The 26,121-nt window shown below is 59.1% G+C and carries 27 protein-coding genes; 10 read left to right on the top strand and 17 right to left on the bottom strand.

Annotated elements, in window-relative coordinates; genetic code table 11:
- Window positions 1-125 precede the first annotated feature (125 nt).
- Window positions 126-647, top strand: coding sequence for a DUF2062 domain-containing protein (locus AC07V0_RS23640; protein WP_018926237.1), 522 nt, complete (start codon window positions 126-128; stop codon window positions 645-647).
- 742 nt (window positions 648-1,389) lie between these two features.
- Here AC07V0_RS23640 and AC07V0_RS23635 read toward each other — a convergent pair.
- The 4 genes from AC07V0_RS23635 to AC07V0_RS23620 form a co-directional block, all read right to left on the bottom strand.
- Entirely contained in the window at window positions 1,390-2,169 is a 780-nt protein-coding gene (locus AC07V0_RS23635; protein WP_018926238.1) for an ABC transporter permease, read from the bottom strand.
- The gene (locus AC07V0_RS23630) at window positions 2,166-3,098 is read right to left on the bottom strand and encodes an ABC transporter ATP-binding protein (RefSeq protein ID WP_018926239.1); all 933 of its coding nucleotides are present in this window, start codon (window positions 3,096-3,098) and stop codon (window positions 2,166-2,168) included. Before AC07V0_RS23630 ends, AC07V0_RS23635 begins: the two co-directional genes overlap by 4 nt.
- Window positions 3,099-3,231: 133 nt before the next feature.
- Window positions 3,232-3,855 carry a glutathione S-transferase family protein gene (locus tag AC07V0_RS23625; protein WP_018926240.1) on the bottom strand — a complete coding sequence of 208 codons (624 nt, stop codon included), beginning with the start codon at window positions 3,853-3,855 and terminating at the stop codon, window positions 3,232-3,234.
- A gap of 43 nt (window positions 3,856-3,898) precedes the next feature.
- Window positions 3,899-4,558 (bottom strand): transglutaminase-like domain-containing protein, encoded by a 660-nt coding sequence (locus tag AC07V0_RS23620; protein WP_192350883.1) that lies wholly within the window; start codon window positions 4,556-4,558, stop codon window positions 3,899-3,901.
- Between the two features lie 237 nt (window positions 4,559-4,795).
- Between AC07V0_RS23620 and AC07V0_RS23615 the strand changes: the two genes are divergently transcribed.
- Both AC07V0_RS23615 and AC07V0_RS23610 read left to right on the top strand, forming a co-directional pair.
- A complete protein-coding gene (locus tag AC07V0_RS23615; RefSeq protein ID WP_192350881.1) occupies window positions 4,796-7,252 on the top strand; it encodes an acyl-CoA dehydrogenase in 2,457 nt (818 codons plus the stop codon).
- A 108-nt stretch (window positions 7,253-7,360) separates the two neighbouring features.
- Window positions 7,361-7,768: a PA2817 family protein gene (locus AC07V0_RS23610; RefSeq protein ID WP_007938686.1), complete on the top strand. Its 408-nt coding sequence runs from the start codon at window positions 7,361-7,363 to the stop codon at window positions 7,766-7,768.
- 69 nt (window positions 7,769-7,837) lie between these two features.
- On the opposite strand, the gene AC07V0_RS23605 is transcribed toward AC07V0_RS23610, so the two are convergent.
- On the bottom strand, window positions 7,838-8,836 hold the full coding sequence (locus AC07V0_RS23605) for a LysR family transcriptional regulator (RefSeq protein ID WP_064616565.1): 999 nt from the start codon (window positions 8,834-8,836) through the stop codon (window positions 7,838-7,840).
- Between the two features lie 90 nt (window positions 8,837-8,926).
- On the opposite strand from AC07V0_RS23605, the gene AC07V0_RS23600 reads away from it, so the two are divergent.
- From AC07V0_RS23600 to AC07V0_RS23575, 6 genes are all read left to right on the top strand, one after another.
- Entirely contained in the window at window positions 8,927-9,553 is a 627-nt protein-coding gene (locus AC07V0_RS23600; protein WP_018926244.1) for an alanyl-tRNA editing protein, read from the top strand.
- A gap of 92 nt (window positions 9,554-9,645) precedes the next feature.
- On the top strand, window positions 9,646-10,416 hold the full coding sequence (locus AC07V0_RS23595; RefSeq protein ID WP_019581187.1) for a 2OG-Fe(II) oxygenase: 771 nt from the start codon (window positions 9,646-9,648) through the stop codon (window positions 10,414-10,416).
- A gap of 1 nt (window position 10,417) precedes the next feature.
- Window positions 10,418-11,056 carry a LysE family translocator gene (locus AC07V0_RS23590; RefSeq protein WP_192350879.1) on the top strand — a complete coding sequence of 213 codons (639 nt, stop codon included), beginning with the start codon at window positions 10,418-10,420 and terminating at the stop codon, window positions 11,054-11,056.
- Between the two features lie 572 nt (window positions 11,057-11,628).
- Window positions 11,629-12,858: a type II and III secretion system protein family protein gene (locus AC07V0_RS23585; protein ID WP_064616561.1), complete on the top strand. Its 1,230-nt coding sequence runs from the start codon at window positions 11,629-11,631 to the stop codon at window positions 12,856-12,858.
- Window positions 12,859-12,980: 122 nt separating this feature from the next.
- A complete protein-coding gene (locus AC07V0_RS23580) occupies window positions 12,981-13,697 on the top strand; it encodes a tetratricopeptide repeat protein (RefSeq protein ID WP_026286433.1) in 717 nt (238 codons plus the stop codon).
- Between the two features lie 18 nt (window positions 13,698-13,715).
- Window positions 13,716-13,988 carry a DUF3613 domain-containing protein gene (locus AC07V0_RS23575; protein ID WP_018926249.1) on the top strand — a complete coding sequence of 91 codons (273 nt, stop codon included), beginning with the start codon at window positions 13,716-13,718 and terminating at the stop codon, window positions 13,986-13,988.
- Between the two features lie 433 nt (window positions 13,989-14,421).
- On the opposite strand, the gene AC07V0_RS23570 is transcribed toward AC07V0_RS23575, so the two are convergent.
- From AC07V0_RS23570 to AC07V0_RS23515, 12 genes are all read right to left on the bottom strand, one after another.
- On the bottom strand, window positions 14,422-15,390 hold the full coding sequence (locus tag AC07V0_RS23570) for a type II secretion system F family protein (protein ID WP_018926250.1): 969 nt from the start codon (window positions 15,388-15,390) through the stop codon (window positions 14,422-14,424).
- A gap of 29 nt (window positions 15,391-15,419) precedes the next feature.
- The gene (locus AC07V0_RS23565; RefSeq protein ID WP_064616557.1) at window positions 15,420-16,406 is read right to left on the bottom strand and encodes a type II secretion system F family protein; all 987 of its coding nucleotides are present in this window, start codon (window positions 16,404-16,406) and stop codon (window positions 15,420-15,422) included.
- Window positions 16,403-17,842, bottom strand: coding sequence for a TadA family conjugal transfer-associated ATPase (locus tag AC07V0_RS23560; protein ID WP_018926252.1), 1,440 nt, complete (start codon window positions 17,840-17,842; stop codon window positions 16,403-16,405). Before AC07V0_RS23560 ends, AC07V0_RS23565 begins: the two co-directional genes overlap by 4 nt.
- Before the next feature lie 3 nt (window positions 17,843-17,845).
- A complete protein-coding gene (locus tag AC07V0_RS23555) occupies window positions 17,846-19,066 on the bottom strand; it encodes an AAA family ATPase (protein ID WP_192350877.1) in 1,221 nt (406 codons plus the stop codon).
- The gene (locus tag AC07V0_RS23550) at window positions 19,060-19,554 is read right to left on the bottom strand and encodes a TadE family protein (RefSeq protein ID WP_018926254.1); all 495 of its coding nucleotides are present in this window, start codon (window positions 19,552-19,554) and stop codon (window positions 19,060-19,062) included. The genes AC07V0_RS23555 and AC07V0_RS23550 overlap by 7 nt, the downstream gene beginning before the upstream one ends.
- Entirely contained in the window at window positions 19,554-20,033 is a 480-nt protein-coding gene (locus AC07V0_RS23545) for a TadE/TadG family type IV pilus assembly protein (RefSeq protein ID WP_018926255.1), read from the bottom strand. The genes AC07V0_RS23550 and AC07V0_RS23545 overlap by 1 nt, the downstream gene beginning before the upstream one ends.
- An 8-nt stretch (window positions 20,034-20,041) precedes the next feature.
- Window positions 20,042-21,385: a TadE/TadG family type IV pilus assembly protein gene (locus AC07V0_RS23540; protein WP_192350875.1), complete on the bottom strand. Its 1,344-nt coding sequence runs from the start codon at window positions 21,383-21,385 to the stop codon at window positions 20,042-20,044.
- Window positions 21,386-21,460: 75 nt separating this feature from the next.
- On the bottom strand, window positions 21,461-22,267 hold the full coding sequence (gene cpaB, locus AC07V0_RS23535; RefSeq protein WP_495019975.1) for a Flp pilus assembly protein CpaB: 807 nt from the start codon (window positions 22,265-22,267) through the stop codon (window positions 21,461-21,463).
- Between the two features lie 15 nt (window positions 22,268-22,282).
- Window positions 22,283-23,608 carry a DUF8689 domain-containing protein gene (locus tag AC07V0_RS23530; RefSeq protein ID WP_192350873.1) on the bottom strand — a complete coding sequence of 442 codons (1,326 nt, stop codon included), beginning with the start codon at window positions 23,606-23,608 and terminating at the stop codon, window positions 22,283-22,285.
- Between the two features lie 2 nt (window positions 23,609-23,610).
- Complete coding sequence (locus tag AC07V0_RS23525) at window positions 23,611-24,141, bottom strand: A24 family peptidase (protein WP_018926259.1); 531 nt, start codon at window positions 24,139-24,141, stop codon at window positions 23,611-23,613.
- Window positions 24,142-24,168: 27 nt separating this feature from the next.
- On the bottom strand, window positions 24,169-24,363 hold the full coding sequence (locus AC07V0_RS23520) for a Flp family type IVb pilin (RefSeq protein WP_018926260.1): 195 nt from the start codon (window positions 24,361-24,363) through the stop codon (window positions 24,169-24,171).
- A gap of 154 nt (window positions 24,364-24,517) precedes the next feature.
- A complete protein-coding gene (locus AC07V0_RS23515; protein ID WP_018926261.1) occupies window positions 24,518-24,712 on the bottom strand; it encodes a Flp family type IVb pilin in 195 nt (64 codons plus the stop codon).
- Between the two features lie 412 nt (window positions 24,713-25,124).
- Between AC07V0_RS23515 and AC07V0_RS23510 the strand changes: the two genes are divergently transcribed.
- Window positions 25,125-25,988: a helix-turn-helix transcriptional regulator gene (locus AC07V0_RS23510; RefSeq protein WP_064616543.1), complete on the top strand. Its 864-nt coding sequence runs from the start codon at window positions 25,125-25,127 to the stop codon at window positions 25,986-25,988.
- Window positions 25,989-26,121 lie beyond the last annotated feature (133 nt).

Below are 26,121 nucleotides of genomic sequence, written 5' to 3'. Positions count from 1 at the left end.
TGAGAGTCCCCTCCCTAGGCTTAGCCGTCGCGCCGCACAGGCGTCGTTAACAATTGTCACAAAGTCTGAATGGGCGGTTCGTAGAATCCAGACATACTTGCCGCCTTAACCGACCGAGAAGCCTTATGCCCCGGCGCTTATTCAAACGCTACATGCCAGACCCGACCAGCATCAGGGAACACAAATCCTTACGCTTTCTTGGCACCCTGCTGCATGACCCGAACCTCTGGCACCTCAATCGTCATTCCGTCGCGCGGGCCATGGCCGTCGGCCTGTTCGCGGCGTTCCTGCCCATCCCGTTGCAAATGCTGTTGGCGGCCATCCTCGCCATCGTGGTGCGCGGCAACATGCCGATAGCGGTCAGCCTGGTCTGGCTGACCAACCCGATCACCATGCCGGCGGTGTTCTTCTGCACCTACCAGACCGGCGCCTGGTTGATGGACGTCCCCGCCAGGAGCTTGCCGGACGAGTTGACCTGGGCATGGATCAGCGGCGAGCTCTCGACTTTGTGGCAACCGTTTTTACTGGGTTCGGTGGTAACGGGGCTGGTGCTTGGGGCGTTGGCTTATTGTCTGGTGATGATGTATTGGCGCTGGTGGGTGAGTCGGCAGTGGGCACGGCGTAAGCGCAGCCGGATGCAGGAATGAAAAACGGCCTCCACTTGGGAGGCCGTTTTTTTATGGCTTTTTGGTGGCGTACATATCCGTTTTTTCTGTAACGGCCACTTAGGGTTCCGCCCTTACGGCGGGTCACTTTGGAAAAGCCCCAAAGTAACCAAAACGCTTTTGCCCCTCCATTCGGTGCCTCGCCTAGGCTCGGCATGCCCTCACTCCGGCATTACTCCGGGGGCCCGCCGCCATCGGCCATCCATGGCCGGGGGCGGCTACCGCGGCATCCCTGCCGCGGTGCCCCCTGCGCAATACCTGCGTTCGGCCTCTGGGAAAGGGGCGGTAGATCCAGATCCAGATCCAAAGCCAAAGCAGAAGCCACAGCAAGATCAAAAGATCGCAGCCTCGCTTCGCTCGACAGCTCCTACAGGGAAGTGCGTGCCCATGAGATCAGGCCGGCCGGTAGGCCGCCTCGCTCTGGTTTTGGCGGTGCACGCCCCATCGAGAGGCCGAGTGGAGGTTCTGCGCAGTGGGCAACCCGGCAGGGATGCCGGGTTAGCCGCCCCCGGCCATGGATGGCCGATGGCGGCGGGCCCACGGAGCAGGACCGGAGCGAGGGCACCCTGAGCCTAGGCGAAGGGCCGAACGAAAGGGGCAAGAGCCTTGGGTTACTTTGGGCTTTTCAAAGTGACTCGCTGTAAGAGCGAAACCGCCAGCCGCCGTTACCAAAGGAACGGATATGTACACCATCAAAAAACATGTTGCCCGCGAAGGAGCTCGATCAGGTACGCATCCCACGCCCACTCACCAGCAGCCGCGCACAACCGATGTACAGCACAACAGTCGCTACCAGCATGAAAGCGATCGCCACGCTGATCTTGATGTCCGACACGCCAAGAATGCCGTAACGGAAGGCGTTGACCATGTGCAGCACCGGGTTGGCCAGCGAAACGGTCTGCCAGAACGGTGGCAACAAGCTGATCGAGTAGAACACCCCGCCCAGGTACGTCAGCGGTGTCAGCACGAAGGTCGGGATGATCGAGATGTCATCGAAATTGCGCGCAAATACCGCGTTGATGAAACCCAGCAACGAGAAGATCGTCGCCGTCAGCAGCACCACCAGAACGGTCACGCCCAGGTGATGCACCTGTAGCGTGGTGAAGAACAGCGACAGCAGCGTCACGATGAGCCCGACCATCAACCCGCGCAGCACGCCGCCCAGGGTGTAGCCGATCAGAATCGTATGGGGCGACACCGGCGACACCATCAGTTCTTCGATGGAGCGCTGGAACTTGCTGCCAAAGAAACTCGACACCACGTTGCCATAGGAGTTGGTGATCACCGACATCATGATCAGCCCCGGCACGATGTACTCCATGTACGTGAAGCCACCCATGCCGCCGATCTGCCGACCGATCAGATTGCCGAAGATCACAAAGTACAGAACCATGGTGATGGCTGGCGGCAGCAAAGTCTGCGGCCAGATCCGGGTGAAGCGCTTGACCTCACGGTAAACGATGGTATTGAGGGCGACGAGGTTGGGTTGCAGCTCGGAACTCATACCGCCACCTTCGACAGATTTTTCTCCACCAGGGACACGAACAACTCCTCAAGGCGATTGGTTTTGTTACGCAGGCTCAACACTTCGATGTTCTGCTGCGCCAACTGGGTGAACAGCGCGGTAATGCCCATGGCCTTGTCGACCTGGACTTCCAGGGTATGACTGTCGATCAGTTTGGCCGGGTAACCAAGCAACTGCGGCGCCACTTGCAAGGTGTTCTTCAGGTCCAGCAGGAACGTCTCGACATGCAGTTGGCTGAGCAACTGCTTCATGCTGGTGTTCTCGACAATGGTGCCGTGGTCGATGATGCCGATGTTGCGGCACAACTGCTCAGCCTCCTCCAGGTAGTGGGTGGTGAGGATGATGGTGATGCCTTTCTTGTTCAGTTCAGTGAGGAAGGTCCACATCGAGCGACGCAATTCGATGTCCACCCCCGCCGTCGGTTCGTCGAGGATCAGCAGGCGTGGCTCGTGAACCAGCGCCCGGGCGATCATCAGTCGGCGCTTCATGCCGCCGGACAGGGAGCGTGACGGCACATCGCGCTTGTCCCACAACCCCAGTTGGGTCAGGTACTGCTCGGCGCGTTCCTTGGCGATTCTCGCCGGGATGCCGTAGTAACCGGCCTGGGTCACGACGATGTCGAAGGTCTTTTCGAACTGGTTGAAGTTGAACTCCTGGGGCACCACACCAATGCAGCGCTTGAGCGCCGCTGGTTCCTTGTCCAGGTCGTGACCGAACACATTCACCGTGCCGCTGGTTTTGTTCACCAAGGTCGAGATAATGCCGATGGTCGTGGATTTGCCGGCGCCATTCGGGCCGAGCAAAGCGAAAAAGTCACCTTCGGCGACGTCCAGATCGATACCGCTCAAGGCCTGGAAACCGTTGCCGTAGGTTTTGGTTAGCTGCCGGATGGACAGAGCGGAACTCATATCGGATTTACGCACCAGGAAGGGAAGAAAGGAATAAATAAGGGCGGGCGGCGAGCAATGCAACCGCGGCGCATGAGCGCAATGGTGCTTGTCGCCGCCACACAAGTACAGTCACGCGTGTTGATAGTGAGTATTAAGTCAACGCGGTCATGACGGCTTTGCGATAGGCCGGACGCTGTTTCAACCGTGCGTACCAGGCTTCTAGATGTGGCAGCGGCGCGCGCTCGATCGGCATCTCGAACCAGGCATAAATGAAGCTGCCCAAGGGAATGTCGCCCATGCCGATCTCATCGCCCGACAGGTATGGCTTAACCGCCAGCGCTTGATCGGCCATCGACAGCAGATCGTCGCACTCCTTGATCGCAGCCTTGATGGCCGGCCAGTCCTGCTGCTCTTGCGGGGTGCGCAACACGCCCCAGAACACCGTGCGAAACGGCGCGGCAAAACTTGAGGTGGTCCAGTCCATCCACTTTTCGGCCGAGGCACGGGCTTGCAGGTCCGTCGGATACCAGGCAGTGCCGCTGGCATGGCGAGCCACCAGGTAACGCACGATGGTGTTGGATTCCCACAGCACGAAGCCGTCGTCTTCGATCACCGGCACGCGACCGTTGGGATTCATCGCCCGGTACTCAGGCGTGTCGACCACGCCAAAGGCACCGCCGGCGTCGATGGCTTCATAGGCCAGGCCCAGCTCTTCGGCGGCCCACAACGGTTTTCTGACATTCGACGAATTTTTCCGACCCCAGATTTTCAGCATGACCGCCCCTTGTTGGATGAATGCGCAGGCAGCATACGCCGGATCAGGCGCGACTCAAATCGCTCTGCATGTCACCCAGTTGCAGCGGCAGCCGCTCGCCGAACAAATGCGGATAGCACTTTTCCAGGTGCTCGAAAAAAAACGCTTCAGGCACATCGGTGAACTGGCCGTGATCGACCAGGTATTCCATCAGTTGCTCGCCGTCACGGTTGAAGGGATGGAACACACTGTCGTTGATCCCGTCGAACTCCAGCGGCGCGACATTGAACAACTCGCAGAGTTGTTGATTGAAAGCCGGCGTGGCTTTAACCCAATGGTCGTCCAGATACAGCTCGGTGTAGCCGTGCATGGCGAACACATCGCTCTTGAGCAGTTCGAGCAGGCGCGGCGTCGACAGGTGATTGCGCACATCCGCCAGACCGATACGCGCCGGGATCCCGCAATGCCGAGCGCAACCTGCCAGCAGCGTGGCTTTGGGCACGCAATAACTCTCCCCGGCCGCCAGCGCATAGCTGCCGCGCAAGGTCTGCGGATCACGGCTGAAGGTGTAGGGGTTGTAGCGCACGGCCTCGCGCACGGCGTAATAGAGATTGATCGCCTGCTCCTGCGGATCGCGCCCGGCGCCACGATGTTTTTCGGCGAACTCCACCACCGAGGGATGGTCACTGTCGATGAAGCGGCCGGGGCTCAGATACGCGTGCATGGGAGCTATCTCCTGGGGGAAGCCACGAGTCTAGCGACACCTTCAGCACAGAGATAACGACGTTTCGGCCAAATATCAGCGCTTGCCCGCCCTGTTGACGAGCCCTGCATCGAAATAACTGACGAAGTCCGGCCGTTTCGTCCTACAAGCTCAACCCGATCGCTCCGACCACCCACTTTTATGGATGCCGTCTAAGCTCTGAGAGTGGTTTTGCCCCTGGCTTCAGGAGAATTAATTATGCTGCTGTTGTGGATACTGGTTCTGGTGGTCGGGATTGCCTGGCTGGCACATCGCCGCACCGCACCTCTGCCCGCTTTGGGCATCATCGCTGTCTATCTGCTGGCGATGGGCATCTTCAGACATGCGAGCCATGCCCCCGTCTGGCTGCTGCTGATTTTCTGGGTGTTGCTCGCGGCCGTGGCCGCCCCCCTGTTGCTGCCGGACCTGCGCCGAAAACTGTTCACGGCGCCCATATTCAACTGGTTTCAAAAAAACCTGCCGCCCATGTCGCAAACCGAGCGTGAAGCCATTGAAGCCGGCACGGTCTGGTGGGATGGCGAGCTGTTCAGCGGTCGTCCGGACTGGAACAAGCTGCTGGCCTATCCAAAAGCGCAGCTGAGCGAAGAGGAACAGGCGTTTATCGATGGCCCGACCGAAGAGCTCTGCGCCATGGTCAGCGATTGGCAGATCGGCCAGTTGATGGATCTGCCGCCCAAGGCCTGGGATCACATCAAGCAGCATGGCTTTTTTGCCCTGATCATTCCCAAGGAGTACGGCGGCAAAGGCTTCTCGGCTTATGCGCACTCCCAGATCGCGATGAAACTGGCGACCCGCAGCGGTGACCTGGCCTCCACCGTCATGGTGCCCAACTCCCTCGGCCCGGCGGAACTGCTGCTGCACTACGGCACCGACGAACAACGCAATCATTACCTGCCACGGCTGGCCCGCGGCGACGATATCCCCTGCTTTGCCCTGACAGGCCCGATGGCCGGTTCCAACGTCGGGGGCATGACCGACACCGGGGTGATTTGCAAAGGTGAATGGGAAGGCCAGGAAACCCTCGGCCTGCGCCTGAACTGGGAAAAACGCTACATCACCCTCGGTCCGGTGGCGACCTTGATCGGCCTGGCCTTCAAGGCCTATGACCCGGATCATCTATTGGGCGATAAAGTCGACCTGGGGATCAGTCTCGCATTGATTCCAACCCAGACTCCCGGTGTAGACATCGGCCGCCGTCACTTGCCGCTGGGCGCCGCCTTCATGAACGGCCCGAACGCCGGCAAGGATGTGTTCATACCGCTGGAGTTCATCATCGGCGGTCAGGAAATGCTCGGCGAAGGCTGGATGATGCTGATGAACTGCCTGTCGGTCGGGCGTTCCATTTCGCTGCCTGCCATCGGTACCGCCGCGGGCAAGTTCAGCAGCCTGGTGACAGGCCAATATGCACAGGTTCGCGAGCAATTCAACGCACCGCTGTCAGCCTTCGAAGGGATTCAGGAAGCACTGGCGCGGATCGGCGGCAGTACCTGGCTGATGGACAGCGCGCGGATGCTCACCGCCAACGCCGTCGACCTCGGCGAAAAGCCGTCGGTGCCCTCCGCCATCATCAAATACCACCTCTCCGAACGCGGTCGCGAGTGCATCAGCCACGCCATGGATGTTCACGGCGGCAAGGCCATCATCATGGGCCCGAACAACTATCTCGCGCGTAGCTGGCAAGGTGCGCCCATTTCCGTCACGGTCGAAGGTGCGAACATCCTGACACGCAACCTGATGATCTTCGGCCAGGGGGCTATTCGCTGCCATCCGTTCGTGCTCAAGGAAATGGCCCTTGTCCACCGCGAAGACAAACAACAGGCGCTGATCGAATTCGACGCCCTGCTGCTCAATCACATTGGTTTTGCCGTGAGCAACGCCGCCAGCACCCTGGTGCTGAACCTTGGCTTCGGGCATTTCGAACACATGCCCGGGGACAAGCTCAGCCAACGCTACGTGCGCGCCCTCAACCGTCAGGCCGCAGCATTTGCCATGCTTGCAGACCAGTGCATGATGCTGCTGGGCGGCGACCTGAAACGCCGCGAACGCTTGTCCGCACGTCTGGGCGATGTGCTCAGCTACCTGTATCTGGCCTCCGCCGCGCTCAAGCGATATCACGATCTCGATTCGCCGGAGCATATGCGTCCGTTGTTCGCCTGGGCGATGGAAGAGAGCCTCGGCCAGTCCGAGCGTGCGCTGGACGAACTGCTGACCAACTTTCCGAACAAGGTACTCGGCTGCTTGCTGCGGGTACTGGTGTTCCCGTTCGGTCGCCGGCACAGAGGCCCGTCGGACAGACTGGCGGCCAAAGTCGCCGCAGTCCTCGGCCGCGCCAAGGGCGACCCGACCCTTGAGGAGTTATTGGCGGGCTGCTATCGCCCGCAATCGACAGAGGATCCGGTCGGCGCCTTGCAGCACGCCTGCGACTTGCTGAACGCCGCCAAACCGCTACAGAAAAAACTCAACACGGCGCTGAGAAGTCGCCAGGTCAAACCCTCTGTCGGGGAGTCGGTCATCGATGCCGCACTGGAGGCTGGCGTCTTGCAACCGGTTGAAGCGGAGACCTTGCGTGAGGTGGAGGTGGCGCGGCGCAAGGTGATCGACGTCGATGATTTCGATAAAGAGGTGCTGGTGCTGGGCAAGGGCAAGGTCCGCTAATCCAGAGGACCGTGTGTCGCCTTACCATCATGGGGCGCTTTACCCTGTGAAAAAGGGGCGCGGGAGCTTTATACTCCTGCGCCCGTTTTGCTCTTGAGGACTTATCTCGTGTCCAATGTCGTTGCCGATCATCTCGTCTTGCTCGACCACCTGCGCAGTATCCTGGTCGCCGTAGGTGAGGCCGAACAGGTTCCCGAAGAAAGCCATGCCTTGTTCCTGGAGCGCTTCGACGAACTGCGTGCGTTGCTGCCGGTCGACCCGATCGAAAGCCAATACCTGGGCCAGGACATCCTGTGCCAGATCATCACCCGCTATCCGCAAATCGCCCACCTGGTGCCGCGCGATCTGCTGTGGTACTTCGCCGGTGACTGCCTGCACTACATGCCCGATGATGAAATCGACCTGTACCAGGCACTGGAAGAACGTCGCTTCGAAGCCGAACAGAACGATGAACCGTTCGACTGGAATCAGGAAAAACAGCTGCTGGCGATGTCGAACCAGGACAGCAAGCACTGATCTCCAATCAGTAACGCAAAAGGCCCGCATGGTTAATCATGCGGGCCTTTTTTGTTGGCCGGGTAAAGATCAAAACAACCCATCACTCTCCGGCAACTCATACGCTGCCGCGCCCTTGCCCATCGCGCTTGGCTTGCCCGGATTGCTCAAGGTCGGCTCCTTCTCCAGGCATTCCACCAGATAGTCGATGAATACCCGTAACTTGGGCGGCAGATAGCGGGTGGGCGAATGCAGCAGCCAGGCGCCTCCGTGGTAGGACGCCAGAAAGGTCCAGTCCGGTAATACCTGCACAATCAGCCCCTGTTCCAGCGCATAACGGGCGGTGAAGTACGGCAGGCTACCGATCCCGATGTGTTGCAATACCGCGCCCAATCGCACGCCCGTGTGATTGGCGGCGTAACGTCCGCGCACGCCGACGGTCACGGCTTTACTGCCTTTCTTGAACTTCCAGCGCGCATCGCTCGGGGTTTCGCCCAGATAGATGCAGCTGTGATTGAGCAAGTCGTGGGGATGAGTCGGTGTGCCGTGCTCGGCCAGGTACTGCGGCGTGGCGCAGAGCAAATGGTCGATGGTCAGCAATTGGCGCCCCACCAGCCCCGCAGGGGGCCGATCGGTAATACGGATGGCCAGGTCGACGTTGTCATCGATCAAATCCACCTGGCGGTCCTCGAGCAACAACTCCACATCCACTTTGGGATAACGCCGCAGAAACTCCGGCATATGTGGATGAATCACAAATCGCCCGACGGCCTTGGGCACGCTGACGCGCACCAGCCCTTCCGCTTCCTGGGTGAACTGACCGCTGATTTCCATCACCGACTTCGCCGCGCTGACCATCTCCTGGCAGCGCTTGAACACCTCTTCGCCTCCGTCGCTCAGGCGTAGCTTGCGCGTGGTTCGTTGCAACAAACGCGTGGCAAGCGCCTTCTCCAGCCGCGAAATGCTGCGACTCACCGCCGAGGGGGAAGACCCCAACTGACGCGCCGCTTCGGAGAAACTGCCGGTTTCGACAACCTTGACGAAAATCGCCATTTCACCGAGCAGCGGCAGGGGAAGATTTATGCTCACAGCGCAACAGTCCTTTGATGGTTGAACGGATTATCACGCAATTCCACGGTTCATATAATAAAAATAGAAACTTTAATAAGGGCATGGAATATGACGCTTCGCCTCTTTTTCCATAGTGATGACCTCAGGGCCAACGTGGAAGTCCTGGATTGCACGCCCTATGAGAACGAGTTCGCCGTGGTGCTGCGCGCCACTCTGTTTCACCCCCAGGGCGGCGGGCAACCCTGTGATACCGGCTGGATCGGCGAAAGCCAGGTGCTGCGCGTGGTGCAGGAAACGGAGCGGATCATCCATTTCGTCGACCACCCGGTAAAACTCGGCATGATCCAGATTCGGGTCGACGAGCAACGCCGCCAGTTCAATACGCGCATGCATTCGGCGGGGCACCTGATCGGTCACTTCGTCCAGGCCATGGGCTGGATGCCGATCAAGGCTCATCACTGGCCGGATGAAGGACGTGTGCAATTCAAACCGGGCGATGGCGCGCAGGAGGTTGATGCCCAGACGATTCAGCACGGCATCAAGCAATGGATCGCCCATGATCTGCCACGCTTGACGTCGTTGCGCGAAGGCGCCCGTGAAATCGGTTTCGGTGAGCTGCCCGCCTACGGCTGCGGCGGCACCCATGTACGTAGCCTGAAGGATTTGGGCAAGGTCACGATCGCTTCCCTTTCGCAGAAAAAGGGAACGCTGTCAGTCCACTACCACGTGGATTGAGCTTTTGGGCGATGTCGACCCCGTCATCGCCTGACGCCGGAGGAGCCTGCGTTCGCGGGCTCTGTTGACTATCTGATAGATGGACCTAAGACATGATGCTTGACGTCGAGCGTCTCGATGAGACGTGCATACAAAAACTGGCCAACGAAGAAGTCCTCGCCATCCGCGTCAGAGGCTTGTTGCCTCGGCCACTGGCGATCCAGATCGGCGACAAGATCCTCGCCCCCGGCTTTGAAGGCTACATCAACGCACCGAGCATCGGTCGCATCGGCATGGCGTTTTACGAAGCGGAAAACCAGCCACTGCTGATCGAAGACTATTTCGAGCGCGCCACCAGCAACATTGCCGAGTTGCGCAGCCGTTGTGCGCCCTACTCCTCGCCTGTCGACACCCTGCGCTGCATGCTCGATGAGTCCTGGCCGGCGGGGGCGCATCTGGAAAATCTCTATGGCCGCAAGATGTATGTCGGGCTATCGCGCGTGGTCAAACCCGGCGTGTGCTTCCTTGCCCATCACGACATTTTCGCCAAGGACGCCCCGGACAGCTTCCAGGCCAGAAGCCTGGAAGCGCAGTTCGCCTGCAATGTTTACCTGAACATGCCGACCGAGGGCGGCGCTTTGCAGATGTGGGACCACGACATTTCCCCGGACCAGTTCGACGAGATGCGTGGCGACAGTTACGGCATCGATCCGGCCTTGCTCGGCCCTCCGACCCTGGAAATTCGCCCTGAGCCCGGTGATTTCATCATGTTCAATTCACGCCGCATGCACTCGGTGACGCCGGGTGTGGACGATCCGCGATTGAGCCTTTCTTTCTTTGTCGGCTATCGCGGCAATGCTTCCCCCCTGACTTTCTGGAGTTGAGATGTTTTCGAATTACCTGGGCGAGTTTCTGGCGCTGGCAACCATCCATTTTCTGGCCGTGGTAGCTCCCGGTCCGGACTTCGCCGTGACCATCCGCCAAAGCGTGCGTTTCGGGCGTTTAGTGGGCATCTGCACGGCGCTGGGCATCGGCGCGGGCATTTCCGTGCATGTGCTGTACACCTTGCTCGGCGTCGGCGCATTGATGCACACCACGCCTTGGCTATTGACGGTGGCCAAGGTGATCGGGGGGGCCTACATTTTGTACCTCGGTGTGAGCCTGTTGCGCAGCAAACCCAAAGTGGCGATTGAAGGCGACAACGGCGCGGCAGCGTCAACTGAGCAACAGACGTTGTTCAAGGCTTTCAGCACCGGGTTTCTGACCAACGCCACCAACCCCAAGGCAACGCTGTTCTTCCTGGCGATTTTCACCACCATCATCAGCGCTACGACACCGCTGCAGATTCAAGCGCTATACGGGTTGTGGATGTGTTTCGTGAACGCCTTGTGGTTCGTGATCGTGGCCCTGTTCTTTTCCAGCGCCCGGGTGCGACTGCTGTTCATGCGCATGGGCCACTGGTTCGAAAGAACCATGGGGGTGATCCTCATTCTGTTCGCAGGACGCCTGATTCTGTCCATGTAAGTCATGCTGCCTTAGTCGCCTCGTCGAACCGCACTTTATGCGGCTCCCACGCCAGCAACACGGCTATCTCCGCACTCTGCCCTTAAAGTTTTGTTTTAAATCATGGCGCTTTGCTTTGTTTGAACTACCTTCAAACAAGAAGAAGTCATAACGGTTTGAATTTTGACGTTTAGGTTCAGAGATCAGATAGCGAATTGGCAAAAGGAGTTACCTCACTATGATCCTGACAGGCGTTTTCCGGCGCAGAGCTGTGGTTGCCGGTTGCTTTTTAGGGGAGTCAGGTTGGCGGGAAGTGCCGCCTATAACCGCGATGGTTGTCGAGCCTGAGCCTGTTGCTCGGGTCGGCAGCCCAGGTATCTGGATCACTAAAAGCCGTTTTAGAAGGTTGCTCGCTGTTCATTCGGATCAGCGTATTGCACCTGCTTGCGTGTAGCACCAAGGAATATTGCCGGGGGCATTAATCGTTAGTGGTAAGTGCTCTGGCGAGGTTGAGGGTCGACTCAGGCCCCTTGTAGTGATCCAAGGCAACTTGGTTTGCCTTGTAGATGGCCTATTCAGCGAGGATGCACTTAATGAGCTATCGTACCGTGCCCGCTTTCAAGCGAATTATCCATGGCCTGTTCTGGATGGGCCTCAGCGTGGACGCGGCTCAGGCCGCGGCGGCCAATTGTTCGCAGATGGACAGTATGCCGACAACGTTCGAGGTCGGTCAGGGGCTTCAGAGTGAACTGCGCACTCCGGTTCCGGTGACGCAACTGGCCGTGGGTGACCCGAAAATTGCCGATGTGCAACCCAGCGGCAACAACCCCAACGCCTTCCTGCTCACTGGTCTGACACCGGGCACCACCAGCCTGATGGTCTGGACCGGCTGTTCGAAAGAGCCGCGCCATAGCATGGTGTTCGTCAAGGGCCGGGCCACCTCGGCGCTGACCAGCGCGTCGACCGGACCTTACGAAGACCCGCTGCTGCCGAGCCAGGTACAGACCGATATTCGCTTCGTTGAAGTCAGCCGGACCAAACTCAAGGAAGCCTCAGCGTCTATTTTCGGCACCCGCGGCAACTTCCTGTTCGGCTCGCCGAGAACCTTGCCTACCATTGGCGGCGTCGTCACACCGTCGGTGCCGGTGGACAACGGCATGTTCAACCTCAACTTTGCTACCGGTAATACCCTGGTAGCGATCAACGCGCTGGAAGGCAGCGGTTTCGCCTATACCCTGGCGCGGCCAAGCCTGGTGGCGCTCAGCGGGCAGAGTGCGAGCTTCCTGGCCGGCGGTGAAGTACCGATTCCGGTGCCCAGTTCGGGCAGCGATAACATCTCCATCGAGTACAAGGAGTTCGGTATCCGCCTGACCCTGACGCCAACCATCATCGAGAAAAACCGTATCGCCCTGAAGGTGGCGCCGGAAGTCAGTGAACTGGACTTCACCAACGCCGTCAGCATCGCCGGCACCATAGTTCCGGCGCTGACCATACGCCGTACCGACACCAGCATCTCCCTGGCCGACGGCGAAAGCTTCGTCATCAGCGGCCTGATCAGCACTCGCAACAATTCCCAGGTGAACAAATTCCCGGGGCTGGGCGATATCCCGATTCTGGGCGCGTTCTTCCGCGACAACTCCGTCAACCGTGAGGAGCGCGAACTGCTGATGATCGTCACCCCGCATCTGGTCCAGCCCCTGGCTGCCAATGCACAACTGCCGTCGTTGCCTGGCGAGCAGCTGCGCAATTACGACCCGAACTTCTACCGCATGTTCTTCCTCGAAAATGGTGATTTCGACAGTAAGACCGGGCTCTCGCAATGAACCGGAGCCAGACGCTGAACCGGGCTTTCGCCCTCACTCTTAACGGTGACCTTGAGCGCTTGGCGGGCCAGCTGTATTGCCATTGGCCAGGCGTTCAACGTGTTGTAGCCAGAGGACACTCGATGAAAGCAGTCATTGCAATAACGGCGACATTGATGCTCGCAGGTTGTGCCACCAACGGTATCGTTTCGCGACCGGGCAGTTGTGCCAAACCCGCTTCGGAGCAAGAGTTGGCCCTGAACCTGGCCGACAACATGGCCAACGAAGGCCGTTTGTACGCCAGCCTGGCGAACCTGGAAGGTTTGCCCGATGACCTGGTCCAGGTTCGTCTGCGCAAGGCCCGGGTGCTGCGCTTGATGGGGCGTAAAGATGCGGAGCCGTTGTATCAAAGCCTGCTCGGCACCTGTCTGGCCGCTGAAGGGGAACATGGCCTGGGCCAGTTGGCCGCGGCCAAAAATGATAACGCCGGCGCTACCACTCACCTCGAACGCGCGGTGAAGATGTCCCCCACCGACGACAAGATGCGCAATGACCTGGGGGTCGTCTACCTCAATCAGCGACGGATCCCTGAAGCACGCTTCGAGTTCATGACGGCCATGGAGCTCAAGCAGGCGGATTCACTGGCGGCACTCAACATGGTGACGCTGCTGATCTATCAGGATAACTGGAAGGCGGCTGCCGAACTCGCGAACCGCGCCAGCTTGAGTCCCCAGCAAGTTGCAGAGGCTCAAACCCGAGCGGAAAAACTCAAGGCCTCTGCCAAAAAAGCGGTGGCTTCCGAGGGGAATCGCAAGACTGAGGCCGTAGTCGATGCCTCAGCCAATGCTGCGATCAAGTAGAACGTACGAGGAGTCGAGATGAATACCAAAGGGCTGTTGATTGTGTGCATGGCTTGCCTGTCCACCAGTGCCTGGGCTATTGAGCCAGGTCCCTCCTCGGCGCCGCAAAAGGGCACCGAACAGTGGATGCAGCTACAGATTCGTGGTGTGGTTGCCTCCCCTTTTCGACAAACTGCATCGGTCACTGAGCGTGACCTGTCCTTCCAGCGCTGGCTGAACAGCTTCACCTACCCGATCCCGATGTTCTTTGAGCAGAAGGCTGGGGGGAAAATGACCTCCAGCAGCAACTGAGGGACGTCAATGGATGATCAACCTCTGGCATCGTCCAGAGTAGCCTGGCTAAAACGCCAGGCTTAATCACGTCTGCTGGAAAGTATTGGCATCTACACATTGTTCAGTTCTGACCGAGTCCCCCTGGAGCGCAATGCTGTTCACTTAAACAGTTTCAGCCGCGACGCATTCTTTGTAGCAGCTGCCGAAGGCTGCGTTCGGCTGCGCAGCAGTCGTGAGTCCGGCTGCCGTGATGTACCTGACGCACCGCAATGGCTGATTTTACGACTGCTTCGCAGCCGAACGCAGGCTTCGCCAGCTGCGACAGATCGCATTACGGCTTAAGTGAACAACATTGCCCGTAGGAGCGAGCGGTGTAGATCTTGGGAGGGGAAGTACAGATCAGGTTCGGGTGGCAAGGCCATCTGATTCGACAGCCCCCCACCCGATCCTCTTACATATTTCCGAATGCTTTCATTACGCCAATCATGGCCGGGCCGATGGCGACCAGAAAGAAGCTCGGCCACAGGCAGAAAATCAGTGGAAATATCAGCTTGGTGCCGATTTTCGCCCCCGCCTCTTCGGCGGCCTGCGTACGCCGATCACGGAATTCATCGGCATAGATGCGCAGGGTGTCGGCCACGCTGGTACCAAAGCGAATACTCTGCGCCAACAAGCTGACCAACCCTTGCACGTCCTCCAGACCGGTGCGTATGGCCAGTTGTTTGAGCGCCTCGGTACTGGTGATGCCCGCGCGGATCTGCGCATTGACCAGGGCCAGCTCTTCAGCCAGTTCAACATGACTGACCGACATCTCTTCAGCCACCCGTTCAATGGTCGTGGGCAGTGACAGGCCTGACTCCACGCAGACCACCATCAGATCCAGCGCATCTGGAAACGCGATACGCAGCCGGTTTTGACGCGCCTGCTTACGCTTGGCGACATACAGCGCTGGCAGCAACCATCCGATACCGGCCACCATGACCACCAACAACAGCCCCACAGCCAGGGAAACCTTGGGAATCAGCGGCAACAGCAGCAACGCAAGACCGACCATCAACAGCGGTAACATCAAGCGCACCGCCCAGTACATCTGCACCGCCGAAGAGGAGCGGTAACCCGCATGCGTCAACAGAGTCTGGGTAACTGACGCCTGGGCCGATTCAGCCGAGGCAAAACGCTGGCCGACCCGCTCCAGCAACAGCTGCAGATTACCCGGAGCTTCCTGCCCTGCCGTATTGCCCAAATAACCGCGCTTGATCAGCGCCAGACGACGCTGTACCGGGTCCTGGAGACCCAGCATCAGCAACATCAAGGCGACGACCGCAAGCACCGTACTCAAACCGATCGCGCCAAGGAACAACAGGCGCGCTACTTCCTCGTTCCCCGTGAACCGACTGAACAACCCGAGTAAAAAGTCCATGACCTGTACCTCCCGGTAGCGAATATCGCTTAAACCTGAATCCGGATGATTTTTCGTATCCAGAAAATCCCGATCAACATGGCGCAGAAAGCCCCGATGATCAGCTTGTGGCCTATGGGATCATTGAGCAGCACAGGCATGTAGCTGGGGCTTGTGAGCACGATCGCAATAGCCAGCACAAAGGGAATCGCCACCAGCACCCAGGCCGACATGCGCCCTTCCGCCGACAGGGTTTTGATCTTGCGCTGAAAGCGGAAACGCCCGCGGATCAGCCGACTCAGACGCTCCAGCACTTCCGTCAGATTGCCGCCAGTCTCGCGGTGGATGAGGATCGAAGTCACCAGCATCATCACCGTCATGCTGGGCATGCGCTCCAGCAGGCCGAGCATGGCCCGGCGAACATCGTTGCCATAGTTGATGTCGGCAAAGGTCAGGCCGAACTCATGAGCGACCGGCCCCTTGTGCTCCTCGGCGACCAGACGCAGGGTTTCGTTGAACGGGTGCCCGGCACGCAAGGCCCGGCACATGGCATCCAGCGCATCCGGCAGGCCTTCCTCAAACGCAGCGAAACGTTTGCTACGGTCACGAGAAATTTTCAGCAGGGGTAACCAGAACACCCCGAAGCCTGCCAGCAACGCCATCCACCAGACGGTCACGACCATCCAGATCGAGATGCCCGCACACGCACCCAGGAACAGCCCCAGCAAGATCACTCGATAAGCGCGGTATTCATGGCCGCCCTGCTCGATCATCTGCGTAAGGCTCGCCATGAACGGCAACTGCTCGAGCATGGCCTCCAGTGGCGACAAACGTGTCAGGTATTTCTGCCGCAACACCGTCTGCATGTTGGGCAAATTGTTGGCTTTTTCCAGTACATGCAAACGGCCGCGGATGCGCTTGCGCATCTTGCCCGCTTCGCCGAACACCGGCACCACCACGCCCTGGGACAAGAGGAACACGGCGATAAACACCATGCCCAGGAACATCACAATGAATTCAGCAGGAATATGGCTCATGGCTGCCGTGCCTCCATCCATTCAGGCCTGAACATCGTCAGCGGCAACTCGATGCCGCGCTTGGCCAGCACATCGCGGAAGGCCGGAATCATGCCGCTGGGACGATAATCGCCAAGCACTTCACCGTTTTCACCCATGCCCTGGCGCGCAAAGGAGAAAATTTCGGTCATGGTGATGATCTCGCCTTCCATGCCGTTGATCTCTTGCACGCTGACCAGCCGGCGCTTGCCGTCCTCCTGACGTTCCAGCTGGATCACCACATCGATGGCCGACGCGATCTGCTGACGCATGGCCTTGATCGGGAAGGTCGCCCCGCTCATCGACACCATGTTCTCGACTCGCCCCAACGCATCGCGCGCGGTGTTGGCGTGGATCGTGGTCAATGAACCGTCATGGCCGGTGTTCATGGCCGTCAGCATGTCCAGCGCCTCGGCACCGCGCACTTCGCCGATCACAATGCGGTCCGGGCGCATCCGCAAACTGTTACGCACCAACTCCCGCTGACTCACCTCGCCACGCCCTTCGATGTTCGAAGGCCGGGTTTCCAGGCGCACCACGTGGGGCTGCTGCAGTTGCAGTTCGGCCGAGTCTTCGATGGTGACGATCCGCTCGTTGTGCGGGATGAAACTGGACAACACGTTGAGCATGGTGGTTTTGCCGCTACCGGTACCGCCGGAAATCAGCACGTTCAGGCGCCCACGAACAATCGCCTTGAGCAGCAGCGCAATGGCCGGGGTCAATGTCCCCACCTGAATCAGGCTGTCGGTATTGAGCAGGTCCACCGCAAAACGGCGAATCGACATGCTCGGGCCGTCGATGGCCAGCGGCGGGATAATCGCGTTGACCCGCGAACCGTCCTTGAGCCGGGCGTCCACCAAGGGCGAGGACTCGTCGATACGCCGACCCAGGCTGGACACGATGCGGTCGATGATATTCAGCAAATGGTGATCATCGCGAAAACGCACATCGGTCCGTTGCAGTTTGCCGAAGCGCTCGACATAGACCGAGGCATAGCCGTTGACCAGAATGTCGGACACGCTGTGATCGGCCAGCAACGGCTCCAGAGGCCCCAGACCGAGCACCTCGTCGGTGATCTGCTTGATGATCAACTGGCGGCTGGTGGTACTCACCGGTGCCGAATGCTCGTCGAGCAGGCGCTGGCAAATATCACGGATCTGCCGTGAGGCCTCGGCCTGTTCAAGGGAGTCCAGCAAGGACAGGTCCATGACCTTGAGCAATTGCTGGTAGATTTTTTCCCGCCACTCGGCTTCCACCGGGGTGACCTGGCTTCTGGTTTCGTAAAGAACGTCCGGTGTTGCACGCTCCCACGCCATTATTTCCTCTGCCGGATCCAGCAGGTCGTCGCCCTGAGCAGCTGACGATGCTGCGGGTTTACCGGACTGTTTGCGCAAGCGGTTACGAAAGTCGCTGATCATGGGTCATCCCCCGAAGAAACGGTTGAAGGCGCGTTTGAGTAAGCCTTTGTTCCCGGCCACCTGTTGACCGACCAGGTCCTCGGTCATGTCGCGCAGGGCGGTAGTAATCGCGGCCCTCGGCGCATGCAGCCCCAACGGCACGCCAGTGTTCTGACTCTGGCTGACCAGGTTGAAGTCGTTGGGTAATTTCGACAGATTGGTGCAGCGCAGTGCCTCGCCAATATCCTTGAGGCTGATCGCTGCGGCCTTGTCATAGCGGTTGACCACGATCTGCAACTGATCGCCGCGCACGCCCAGGTCATCGCGAAGAATCCGCACCAGGGAGCTGGCATCGCGCAGATGACTGACGCTCTGCTGCACCACCACGTACACCCGGTCCACCTGTTCCAGCACGGAGCCGGTGAGGTGGTCGATTTGCCGCGGCAGGTCGATCACCACCCAGTCATAGCTGGCGCGGGCCAGTTGCAACAGGGTGTCAAGTTGCTCGGGTTGGGCATCCTGCGGCAGGCACAGCTCACCGGCCCGACCACCCAGCACATGCAAGGTCGGGCTGAAGTGGCTGCAAAAACCGCGTAGCGCGACGCTGTCCATGCCATCGATCTGATGCAGCACCTCGAGATGGCTGTGCGTCTGCGCCACGTCCAGGTAATGCGTCACGCTGCCGAATTGCAGGTCCATGTCCAGCAGCAGGGTACTGCCGCCCCTGACGCTGAGCTGTTGAGCCAGGTTGCAGGCCAGCAAGGTTCCGCCGGAGCCGCCCTTGGCGCTCATCACGGCGATCAATTTCCCTTCTGTCCCGCTGCCGGTGCGAACCTCCATGACCAGGCGATTCAAGGCGGCAACCAGTTCGGTCTCGGCGATAGGCTCCGGCAGCACGTCACGGGCGCCGGCCTGCATCGCCAGGCGCATGCCTTCCTGTTCGCTGAGCAGGCCGCACACCAACATCGGTGGACGCTCATGGGCCGGACGCTGCAACAGCGCAGCCAGCTCCTCACGCCATAGGTGGCTGACACGCAGCAGCAACAGATCAGGCATCCGGTCCAGGCCGTAGAGTGGGTCAACATGCCCATTGCTCACCAGGCGAGTGCTCACCTCCAGGCAGGGCATGCGCTGGCAGACGCTCTGCAGATCGCGCAACGAGGTGGCATCACGACTGCTGATCAGCAACCGCAGCCCGGTCTTGCCGGTCGAGCTGGAGAGCGGGGTGTCCTTGGTATTCAGCATGGTGTGATCTCCCCGGAATCGGAATGACGCCCGAGGCTTTCGCGTGGCAAAGTTGCCTTGAATGCAGGCAAGGTAATGGGCACGCCGAACCCGGGAATAAACAGATTGAAAACGAAGCCTTGCAGACTCAACTGGACATAACGGATGGCACGAAAACCAGTGGCGCTGACCAGGTCGCCGGGATTGGCCACCACAGCACCGTTAACGTCCAGATAGGTCAGCGTCAGGTTGGTGGTGGCCAGACTTGTGATCAGCTGGCTCGTACCAGCGTCGGTCGAGGCGTTGAAGATTGCCCGCCGCAAGACCACCGGATCGCTGATGTTGCACACCGCCGCCAGACGCGCACCACGCCGCGCGGCTTCATCCAGCGCACTGACCGTGAAGTACAGGCGGCCCATTTCCACCACGCCGAACAACAGGATGAACACCAGCATGCCGATGAAAGCGAACTCCACGACATAGGTGCCGTGCATGCGTTTTTTATTCATCACAGCACCCTCATGACAGTGGTGGCAACCAACGGAATGGCCAGCGCAAACTGCCCACCGATAAGACCAGGGAACGTGCCGACACAATTGCCACTGCCGATCACCGGGCAGAAGCTGTAGGTGATGGTGACTCGCACATGGTCGGTGCCCACCGCGGCGACCGCGACGTTCGCGGTCGTCAACCCTGACACCACAGCGCTGCCGGTAGCGCTGGGCACGCCATAGACCGCGACGTTTTTCGTCTGGGTCAGCAGCGTATTGCTCAGAGCGATAGCGCCGAGCGTCGAGTCCCAGGCCTGGCTGGCGACAAAACGGTCGGCATCACGGCTGGCCTGCAACAGGACGTTGTACTGGTAGAGCATGCGGCCGAATTCGCCGAGGCTCAGTAACAACAGAAGCAACAGCGGCAGGACGAGGGTGAATTCCACCAATGCCACGCCTTGCTGAGCCTGTGGTCGCTTGAATGAGTGAAGTCCCATGACGCCTCCTACGAGTCTGTGCTCGGAGTGCCAGTGCCGCTGCCAATATAGGTTTTGTAGAGTTGAATGATCTGCGGGCCGACATCGGTGGACGGCGAGGGGCCGGCTACGTTATCGCCTTCGCACTCCTTCACAAACTGGCCGAATATCTGCGATTCCGTGCCGCCGTTGCTCATGGGCTGTACCACGAAATAGCAACCAAAACCCAGGACCGGCACCGAGGTTGTACCCCCCTGTTTACCGGTGCAGTCGCCCACCACGATTTTCAGCATCCGACGCTCGAACACCCCACCGCTCTGACAGCCGCTGCCGGTCCCGGCCACACACGCGGCAGTGCTCGCACGCCAGTCGTTGTAGTCCAGTATCGCGTCGGCGCCCGCCGTGAGATTGCCGCCGCTCGATGTGACGGTTTGCCCCTTGTACATCTTTTGTCCCGTTGCATCGTCGTATGTGATCGCGGGGGTGCTGGACGTTGTTACCAGATCTGGCGGGTAGTCCGAGGCACTGACCGGGCCGTTGTAGATGCCGAAGCGCGTATTCAACCCTTGAGAGGTAGGGCCGACCTTGTTGCCAGGGGCGGTCTGGACGTTTTGCCCGACGTTGCGGCAAACCGTGCCGCCTCCGGCCAGGTCATCCCTGACGGTACTGCCGCCGGAGCCAAAGTCGAGCAACTGAAAGTTGCCTGGGCCAATGGGAGATGAATTGCCGGCAGCCGTCTTCAACACCTGCAAATCGCCAAACTGGAAGCCCCAGAACACGCCGGCGGCCGGGTTGTATTTAGTCGGGTCGCCACAGACCATCAATGGGGCAAGATCACAGGGGCTGGTAGGGCTGGGGCCGGCGGTGGCGATCGCCGCCACGGCCTTGTTCCCAAGGCCCGCAGTGCCTAACGTCTGAACGAAGCTCCAGAAAAAACCTGTCAGTTGATAGCTCGGTACCGATACCCGAACGTACTTGGCATTTGCCGGCCCGGGATAGGAGAACGGGCCATAGACGCTGCTGGAGAGTTCCACCGTCGCAAATGCGCCTGGGTTGCCGGCGACCGCCGTTGCCAATTCGGTGTTGCCCGTGGCATTGGCATTTTGCGTCAGCGTATTGAGCGCGGCAGTGCGTGTCGCGCTGGCCATGGAGGCAGCACCTGCCACCTCAAGCAGGGTTTTGGCGCCACTCAGGGCGGCGGCATCCACAGCGTTTTGCAGGCGCGTCTTGTTCAACATCATGTGCCCGCCGTCCAGAGCCAACGCCGCTATCATGGAAATCGCCGCCAGGGCGATCACCATCAGTACGCTCACCGCTCCTCCCTGGCGCCTTGGCGTCGCAGTGAACGGCCGCTGAATACGAAGATTCATCATCAAGCCCTCGTTTGCCGATACTGATCCGGATCGGCTCCGCCAATACCTTGGTGCACAGGCACCCCTACCGCTCTGTCAACGAACTTTCACTAAACTGGTCTGGATCCCGCGAATGATGGTGACAGCCCCGCCACCCTCGGCACGGTGCACCACGCGTTTTTGCACTGGGGCAGCGGCCACAACCATGGAGGCCGGCGCAGCAGGCGCGGCGGTCACGATTTTTTTCTCGGAGTTCAGCGGATTGCGCAGCGCCAGTTGCAGCTTGCCTTCCGTTTGCGCCGTGACCAGGGTTTCCGCCTCGGCGGCCGTCATCTCCAGCGTCACTGCGCGCACCACCACCGGTTGGGTCTTGTCGGTACCCGCCGTCTGATCCACCGCCAACACCCGCAAGTTCTCAAGGATGGTCCTGGACACGGCACTGTTACTGCCGGCACTGGTGGTTTTGGTCGCCAGTACATCGACCCGGTTACCTGGCAGGAGGAATCCGCCCACACCCACCACATCGTCCACGCGTACCGAAATGGCACGTTTGTCTGTGGCAATCAGAGAGGCCAGGGTACTGCCGCCCAGATGCTCGCTCAGGCGTGCGCTGCGCATGACGTCGCCACGCAAGATGTCGAACGTTGCGATCTTGCCCACGGCCTTGTCGCTGGAGTCGAGAGCATCGTCCGGGATCGTGTCCATCGGCATGCGTACGGTCGTGACCTGTTGGGCCTCGACCATCTGCCCGAATGGAATCTCTACCGTGGCAACCACCACGCTTCGAAGATGGTCATCCGGAGTAGCATTGAGCCGCGCGCTCAGCCAGGAGTCGGCCATCCATGCAGCCCCAAGGCCCATGACCAGGGAAACGCCTATCAGGGAAACAGTACGAGAGCTCATGTCAGTATCTCCGTATCAAAGAAAGTCGAGCTGGACGAAGTAGTTGTGCCAGGCCCATTCCAACTCTTGTGGCGACAAGGCTCCGGAACCGCCCATATAACGCTGACGATCGAGGGCCATGTTCAGGAGATCGCGGGGATGGCAAGGCACCAGGGGCATGCCTTCACTTGCATAAAGCCTTTGCAGTACATAACGCAGCAGCAGTGGGTCAAAAGGAATGCCCAGACGCTCGCTTTCCTGACGCCAGATCTTTTCGTACTCCTCGGGCTTCAGGTAACCGAACTGCAACTTGTAGCCAATCCGCCGCAGGAAGGCCTCATCAGCCAGTTCCAGGGGATTGAGGTTGGTGGAGAACACCAGAATCAGATCGAATGGCAGCTCGCAATGCCGACCACCGCCCAAATTGAGGAAGTCGCGCTTCTCCTCCATCGGTACGATCCAGCGATTGAACAGCTCGGCGGGTGCCATGCGCTGGCGGCCCATGTCATCGATGATGAACAGGCCATTGCTGGCCTTGAGCTGCAAGGCGGCCTGGTACTGGCGGGTGAAGGGGTCATAGCGAACATCCAGCTGTTCCATGCTCAACTCACCGCCCGTAATGACGACCGGGCGTTTGCAGCACAGCAGTCGACGATCGATCCCTTCGTTGAGCATCAGATTGTTCTGTTGACCGTTGTCATCCAGCCGCTGATGCACCTGCGGGTCATAGATCTCGATCACCGACTCGTTGATCACGATGGCATGAGGCACCCAGATGGCCTCGGCGAACAGACGAATCAACCGACTGCTGACGTAGGTCTTGCCGGTACCCGCGGGGCCATAAATCATGATTGCGCGCCCGGAGTTCAGGGCCACACCCAGTTGATCGAGCATCCCCTCCGTGAGCACTACGCCGGTGAGGGCCTTGTGCATATCGCTTGAGCTGATGCGACCATGGTGAATGGTCTGGATTTTGATCAGGGAACGGTAGGTACTCACCGGGAAGGGGGCCGCGCCAATATAGCCGCTGCGTGACAGGGCATCGCGGGCAGCACTGCGACCGCGTTCGGTCAGGCTATAACGCAGCTGCCCACCCGATTGCCCCACCTGACCCAGGACTTCGACACGACCGTCCTTGCGCAGAAACGCCAGGACTTCTTCAAGTACGGCGCCAGTCAGCGCCAGGCGCTCCACCAGTCGCGGCATGTCCAGCACGCCGGCGTCGTACAAATGCTTGCATACCAACTCACCGAGAAAACTGTCGGTCAGACCCGTCTCGCGGATTGTGCAAGGCTGAGGAGCTAGCCGTTGCACCGCTTCCCGATCGCTGGAGTAGGCATCACTATCGACAATGACGTGCATGACTAACCTCCCAATCCACCGGCAACCAGTTGCCAGTAGACGCTGTTTAAAGTGCCGATCAAGATTGCGATCGAATAAGGAAAAGGTTTGCCGGCGACTTCATCCGAAGTCGGCGCCAGATAGGCCTGCGCCCTGAGAATCAGCCAATAACGCCCCAGGGTCTGCAACAATTGCCCGCGAACCAGCACGATCAGGAAACCGCACACCCCACCAGCTATCAGGCTGAACATGGCTGCCCACAAGGCGAAATGGAACGGAAGAAAGCTGCCGACCATGGCCATCAACTTGACGTCGCCAGCAGCCATGCCTCCCAGGGCGTACATCGGCAGAAAGAACGCAAAACAGATCAGGATACCCAACAGGCTGTCACCCAATCCGCTGATACCACCTGAATAAGTCTGACCGGCCAATCCCAGGGCAATGCCCAACAGGACCAGCGTGTTGGGGATACGGTGGCGAAGCAGATCGCTCACCACCGCGACGCCCAGCAGTCCTAGCAGTAAAACAGTCGACACCAGCAATTCCATGGACATGGCGCGTCTCCCCTACCGGGATTATCGTTAGCAGGCAACGTTGCCGTTGACCGCCTGGCACAGCGCTCTGATCTTGGTATCCACGGCGCCGCCCAAAAGAACGAAGGCTGCAGCCACAGCTACCGTAATCAACCCACCTGCCACCGCGTATTCCACAATGGTCAGGCCATCTTCATCTTTGGCGAACTTGCTTATCGAAGTTCTGATTGTTTGCAGAGTCATTTTGTGTACCTCACTTCAGCGGTCATACGGCTCGGAAAGTACATTGGCGGGGACAGCGCGAAGTCCATTGAGTTATCCGGTCGCTCTATCAGCAAAACAGCAACAACCGGTCATTCATGGACTTCGCCGCGTCCCGCCACCGTAAATTTCGTTATCAGCACGCAACGTTGCCGTTGACGGCCTGGCACAGCGCCCTGATTTTGGTATTCACGGCACCGCCCAAAAGAACGAACGCAGCGGCAACAGCTACCGTAATCAGCCCACCGGCCACGGCGTATTCCACGATGGTCAGGCCGTCTTCGTCTTTGGCGAACTTCACTACCGAAGCCTTGATTGTCTGCAGATTCATTTTGCCCACCTCACTCGAATGTTGTTTTTTCCGGAAGGCAGTACGTTCTGCACTGCCTGATGCAACCCTAGTCAGGGGCAAGGCATGGGCGTTAGGAAGATTTTGCACATCACTAGGACTTTTTTGCGGGTGCGGCCAAATACGGTTATTGGCCTTTGCAGAAGTAGCAGGAGGGGTAAAACAAGGGATGGCTCGCGAATACCACTGACTTCGATTTACAAGCGACGAGCGGCTGATACCTGGTTCATAGACGACACACCAACAGACTGTTGCCTGGGACTGATTTCCAGGCAACGCATAGAGCGGATAGAACTAAAATTCGTCTTTCTTATCAGTATTTAATCTGCAAAGTGATGGCACGTTAGCAATACTACTCAGCGAAGAGGGGCCCGTAGAACCGCAGAGTAGAGACATGACGTCCAACATGACCAGAAGGCCATCGCTGCTTTGGTTCGATCTGACTCACGATCGTTCCACGAAGGAACTCATCGCGCAGTTCGAGGAGACTTGCGACTGCAAACTGGCGAAAAATTCCGTGCTGCCCAGCGGGGAACAGGCAGACATGATCTGCATCCATTTCGATCGCCCCGACACCCCCGGCTTGAGGTTGTTGCTGGAGATCAAACGCACCACCCCTACCATCCCGATTACCATGTTCACCGTGCAGCACTCAGAAGAATTGGCCGTCTGGGCCATGCGCTCCAGTGTCTGGGAATACATGGTGCTCCCGCTCACCAACGCCGAGAGGAAGCGCTACCTGACGGCTCTGCTGCAGCTTTGCGAATTGCGCCGCAATGCCGGTCAGGACAAGACATTGCTGATCGACCACTCGCCCACTCTGCCAGAGAGCATCCGCCTGACCTCCGGGCACCAAAAACACCAGGCGCTGAGCCATACCATGCTGTACATCGACCAGCACTTTCGGGACAGCATCGATCAGAGGGATTTGGCCAAGCGCTGCGGCATGACGACTTTTCGCTTCAGTCGTCTGTTCAAAGAGGCCAATGGCGTCGGTTTCACCGATTACATCCTGGACAAGCGCATGAGTTTCGCCAAACAACTGCTCGACAACAGCCAGATGCCGATTACCAGCATCGGCTATGAAGCCGGCTTCAAGGATCCTTCCTACTTCGCCCGCGCCTTCAAGCAGTTCGTCAACTGCACGCCCAGCGAATACCGTTTGGCCAGCCAACTTAGAGCGGTAGCAGCGCAACCGCCACTGGAAGATACAACCATTGAAGCACTCGAAAGCCTGGTGCAGAGCCTTGGAAGTTGAGGCAGGTTTTTTACGCGCATAAAAAAACGCCGCTCAAATGAGCGGCGTTTTTTTGAATTTGGAGCGGGAAACGAGACTCGAACTCGCGACCCCGACCTTGGCAAGGTCGTGCTCTACCAACTGAGCTATTCCC

It is taken from the genome of Pseudomonas sp. GW821-FHT01E10 (assembly GCF_059422365.1).
The sequence above is the reverse complement of the archived record's forward strand: the minus strand, read 5'-3'. Positions and strand labels throughout refer to the sequence as shown.

Bases quoted from the DNA above. Each gene is read 5' to 3' on its own strand.
- AC07V0_RS23640 (WP_018926237.1), top strand. From the start codon at position 126: ATGCCCCGGCGCTTATTCAAACGCTACATGCCAGACCCGACCAGCATC.
- AC07V0_RS23635 (WP_018926238.1), bottom strand. From the start codon at position 2,169: ATGAGTTCCGAGCTGCAACCCAACCTCGTCGCCCTCAATACCATCGTT.
- AC07V0_RS23630 (WP_018926239.1), bottom strand. From the start codon at position 3,098: ATGAGTTCCGCTCTGTCCATCCGGCAGCTAACCAAAACCTACGGCAAC.
- AC07V0_RS23625 (WP_018926240.1), bottom strand. From the start codon at position 3,855: ATGCTGAAAATCTGGGGTCGGAAAAATTCGTCGAATGTCAGAAAACCG.
- AC07V0_RS23620 (WP_192350883.1), bottom strand. From the start codon at position 4,558: ATGCACGCGTATCTGAGCCCCGGCCGCTTCATCGACAGTGACCATCCC.
- AC07V0_RS23615 (WP_192350881.1), top strand. From the start codon at position 4,796: ATGCTGCTGTTGTGGATACTGGTTCTGGTGGTCGGGATTGCCTGGCTG.
- AC07V0_RS23600 (WP_018926244.1), top strand. From the start codon at position 8,927: ATGACGCTTCGCCTCTTTTTCCATAGTGATGACCTCAGGGCCAACGTG.
- AC07V0_RS23595 (WP_019581187.1), top strand. From the start codon at position 9,646: ATGATGCTTGACGTCGAGCGTCTCGATGAGACGTGCATACAAAAACTG.
- AC07V0_RS23590 (WP_192350879.1), top strand. From the start codon at position 10,418: ATGTTTTCGAATTACCTGGGCGAGTTTCTGGCGCTGGCAACCATCCAT.
- AC07V0_RS23585 (WP_064616561.1), top strand. From the start codon at position 11,629: ATGAGCTATCGTACCGTGCCCGCTTTCAAGCGAATTATCCATGGCCTG.
- AC07V0_RS23580 (WP_026286433.1), top strand. From the start codon at position 12,981: ATGAAAGCAGTCATTGCAATAACGGCGACATTGATGCTCGCAGGTTGT.
- AC07V0_RS23575 (WP_018926249.1), top strand. From the start codon at position 13,716: ATGAATACCAAAGGGCTGTTGATTGTGTGCATGGCTTGCCTGTCCACC.
- AC07V0_RS23570 (WP_018926250.1), bottom strand. From the start codon at position 15,390: ATGGACTTTTTACTCGGGTTGTTCAGTCGGTTCACGGGGAACGAGGAA.
- AC07V0_RS23565 (WP_064616557.1), bottom strand. From the start codon at position 16,406: ATGAGCCATATTCCTGCTGAATTCATTGTGATGTTCCTGGGCATGGTG.
- AC07V0_RS23560 (WP_018926252.1), bottom strand. From the start codon at position 17,842: ATGATCAGCGACTTTCGTAACCGCTTGCGCAAACAGTCCGGTAAACCC.
- AC07V0_RS23555 (WP_192350877.1), bottom strand. From the start codon at position 19,066: ATGCTGAATACCAAGGACACCCCGCTCTCCAGCTCGACCGGCAAGACC.
- AC07V0_RS23550 (WP_018926254.1), bottom strand. From the start codon at position 19,554: ATGAATAAAAAACGCATGCACGGCACCTATGTCGTGGAGTTCGCTTTC.
- AC07V0_RS23545 (WP_018926255.1), bottom strand. From the start codon at position 20,033: ATGGGACTTCACTCATTCAAGCGACCACAGGCTCAGCAAGGCGTGGCA.
- AC07V0_RS23540 (WP_192350875.1), bottom strand. From the start codon at position 21,385: ATGATGAATCTTCGTATTCAGCGGCCGTTCACTGCGACGCCAAGGCGC.
- cpaB (WP_495019975.1), bottom strand. From the start codon at position 22,267: ATGAGCTCTCGTACTGTTTCCCTGATAGGCGTTTCCCTGGTCATGGGC.
- AC07V0_RS23530 (WP_192350873.1), bottom strand. From the start codon at position 23,608: ATGCACGTCATTGTCGATAGTGATGCCTACTCCAGCGATCGGGAAGCG.
- AC07V0_RS23525 (WP_018926259.1), bottom strand. From the start codon at position 24,141: ATGTCCATGGAATTGCTGGTGTCGACTGTTTTACTGCTAGGACTGCTG.
- AC07V0_RS23520 (WP_018926260.1), bottom strand. From the start codon at position 24,363: ATGACTCTGCAAACAATCAGAACTTCGATAAGCAAGTTCGCCAAAGAT.
- AC07V0_RS23515 (WP_018926261.1), bottom strand. From the start codon at position 24,712: ATGAATCTGCAGACAATCAAGGCTTCGGTAGTGAAGTTCGCCAAAGAC.
- AC07V0_RS23510 (WP_064616543.1), top strand. From the start codon at position 25,125: ATGACGTCCAACATGACCAGAAGGCCATCGCTGCTTTGGTTCGATCTG.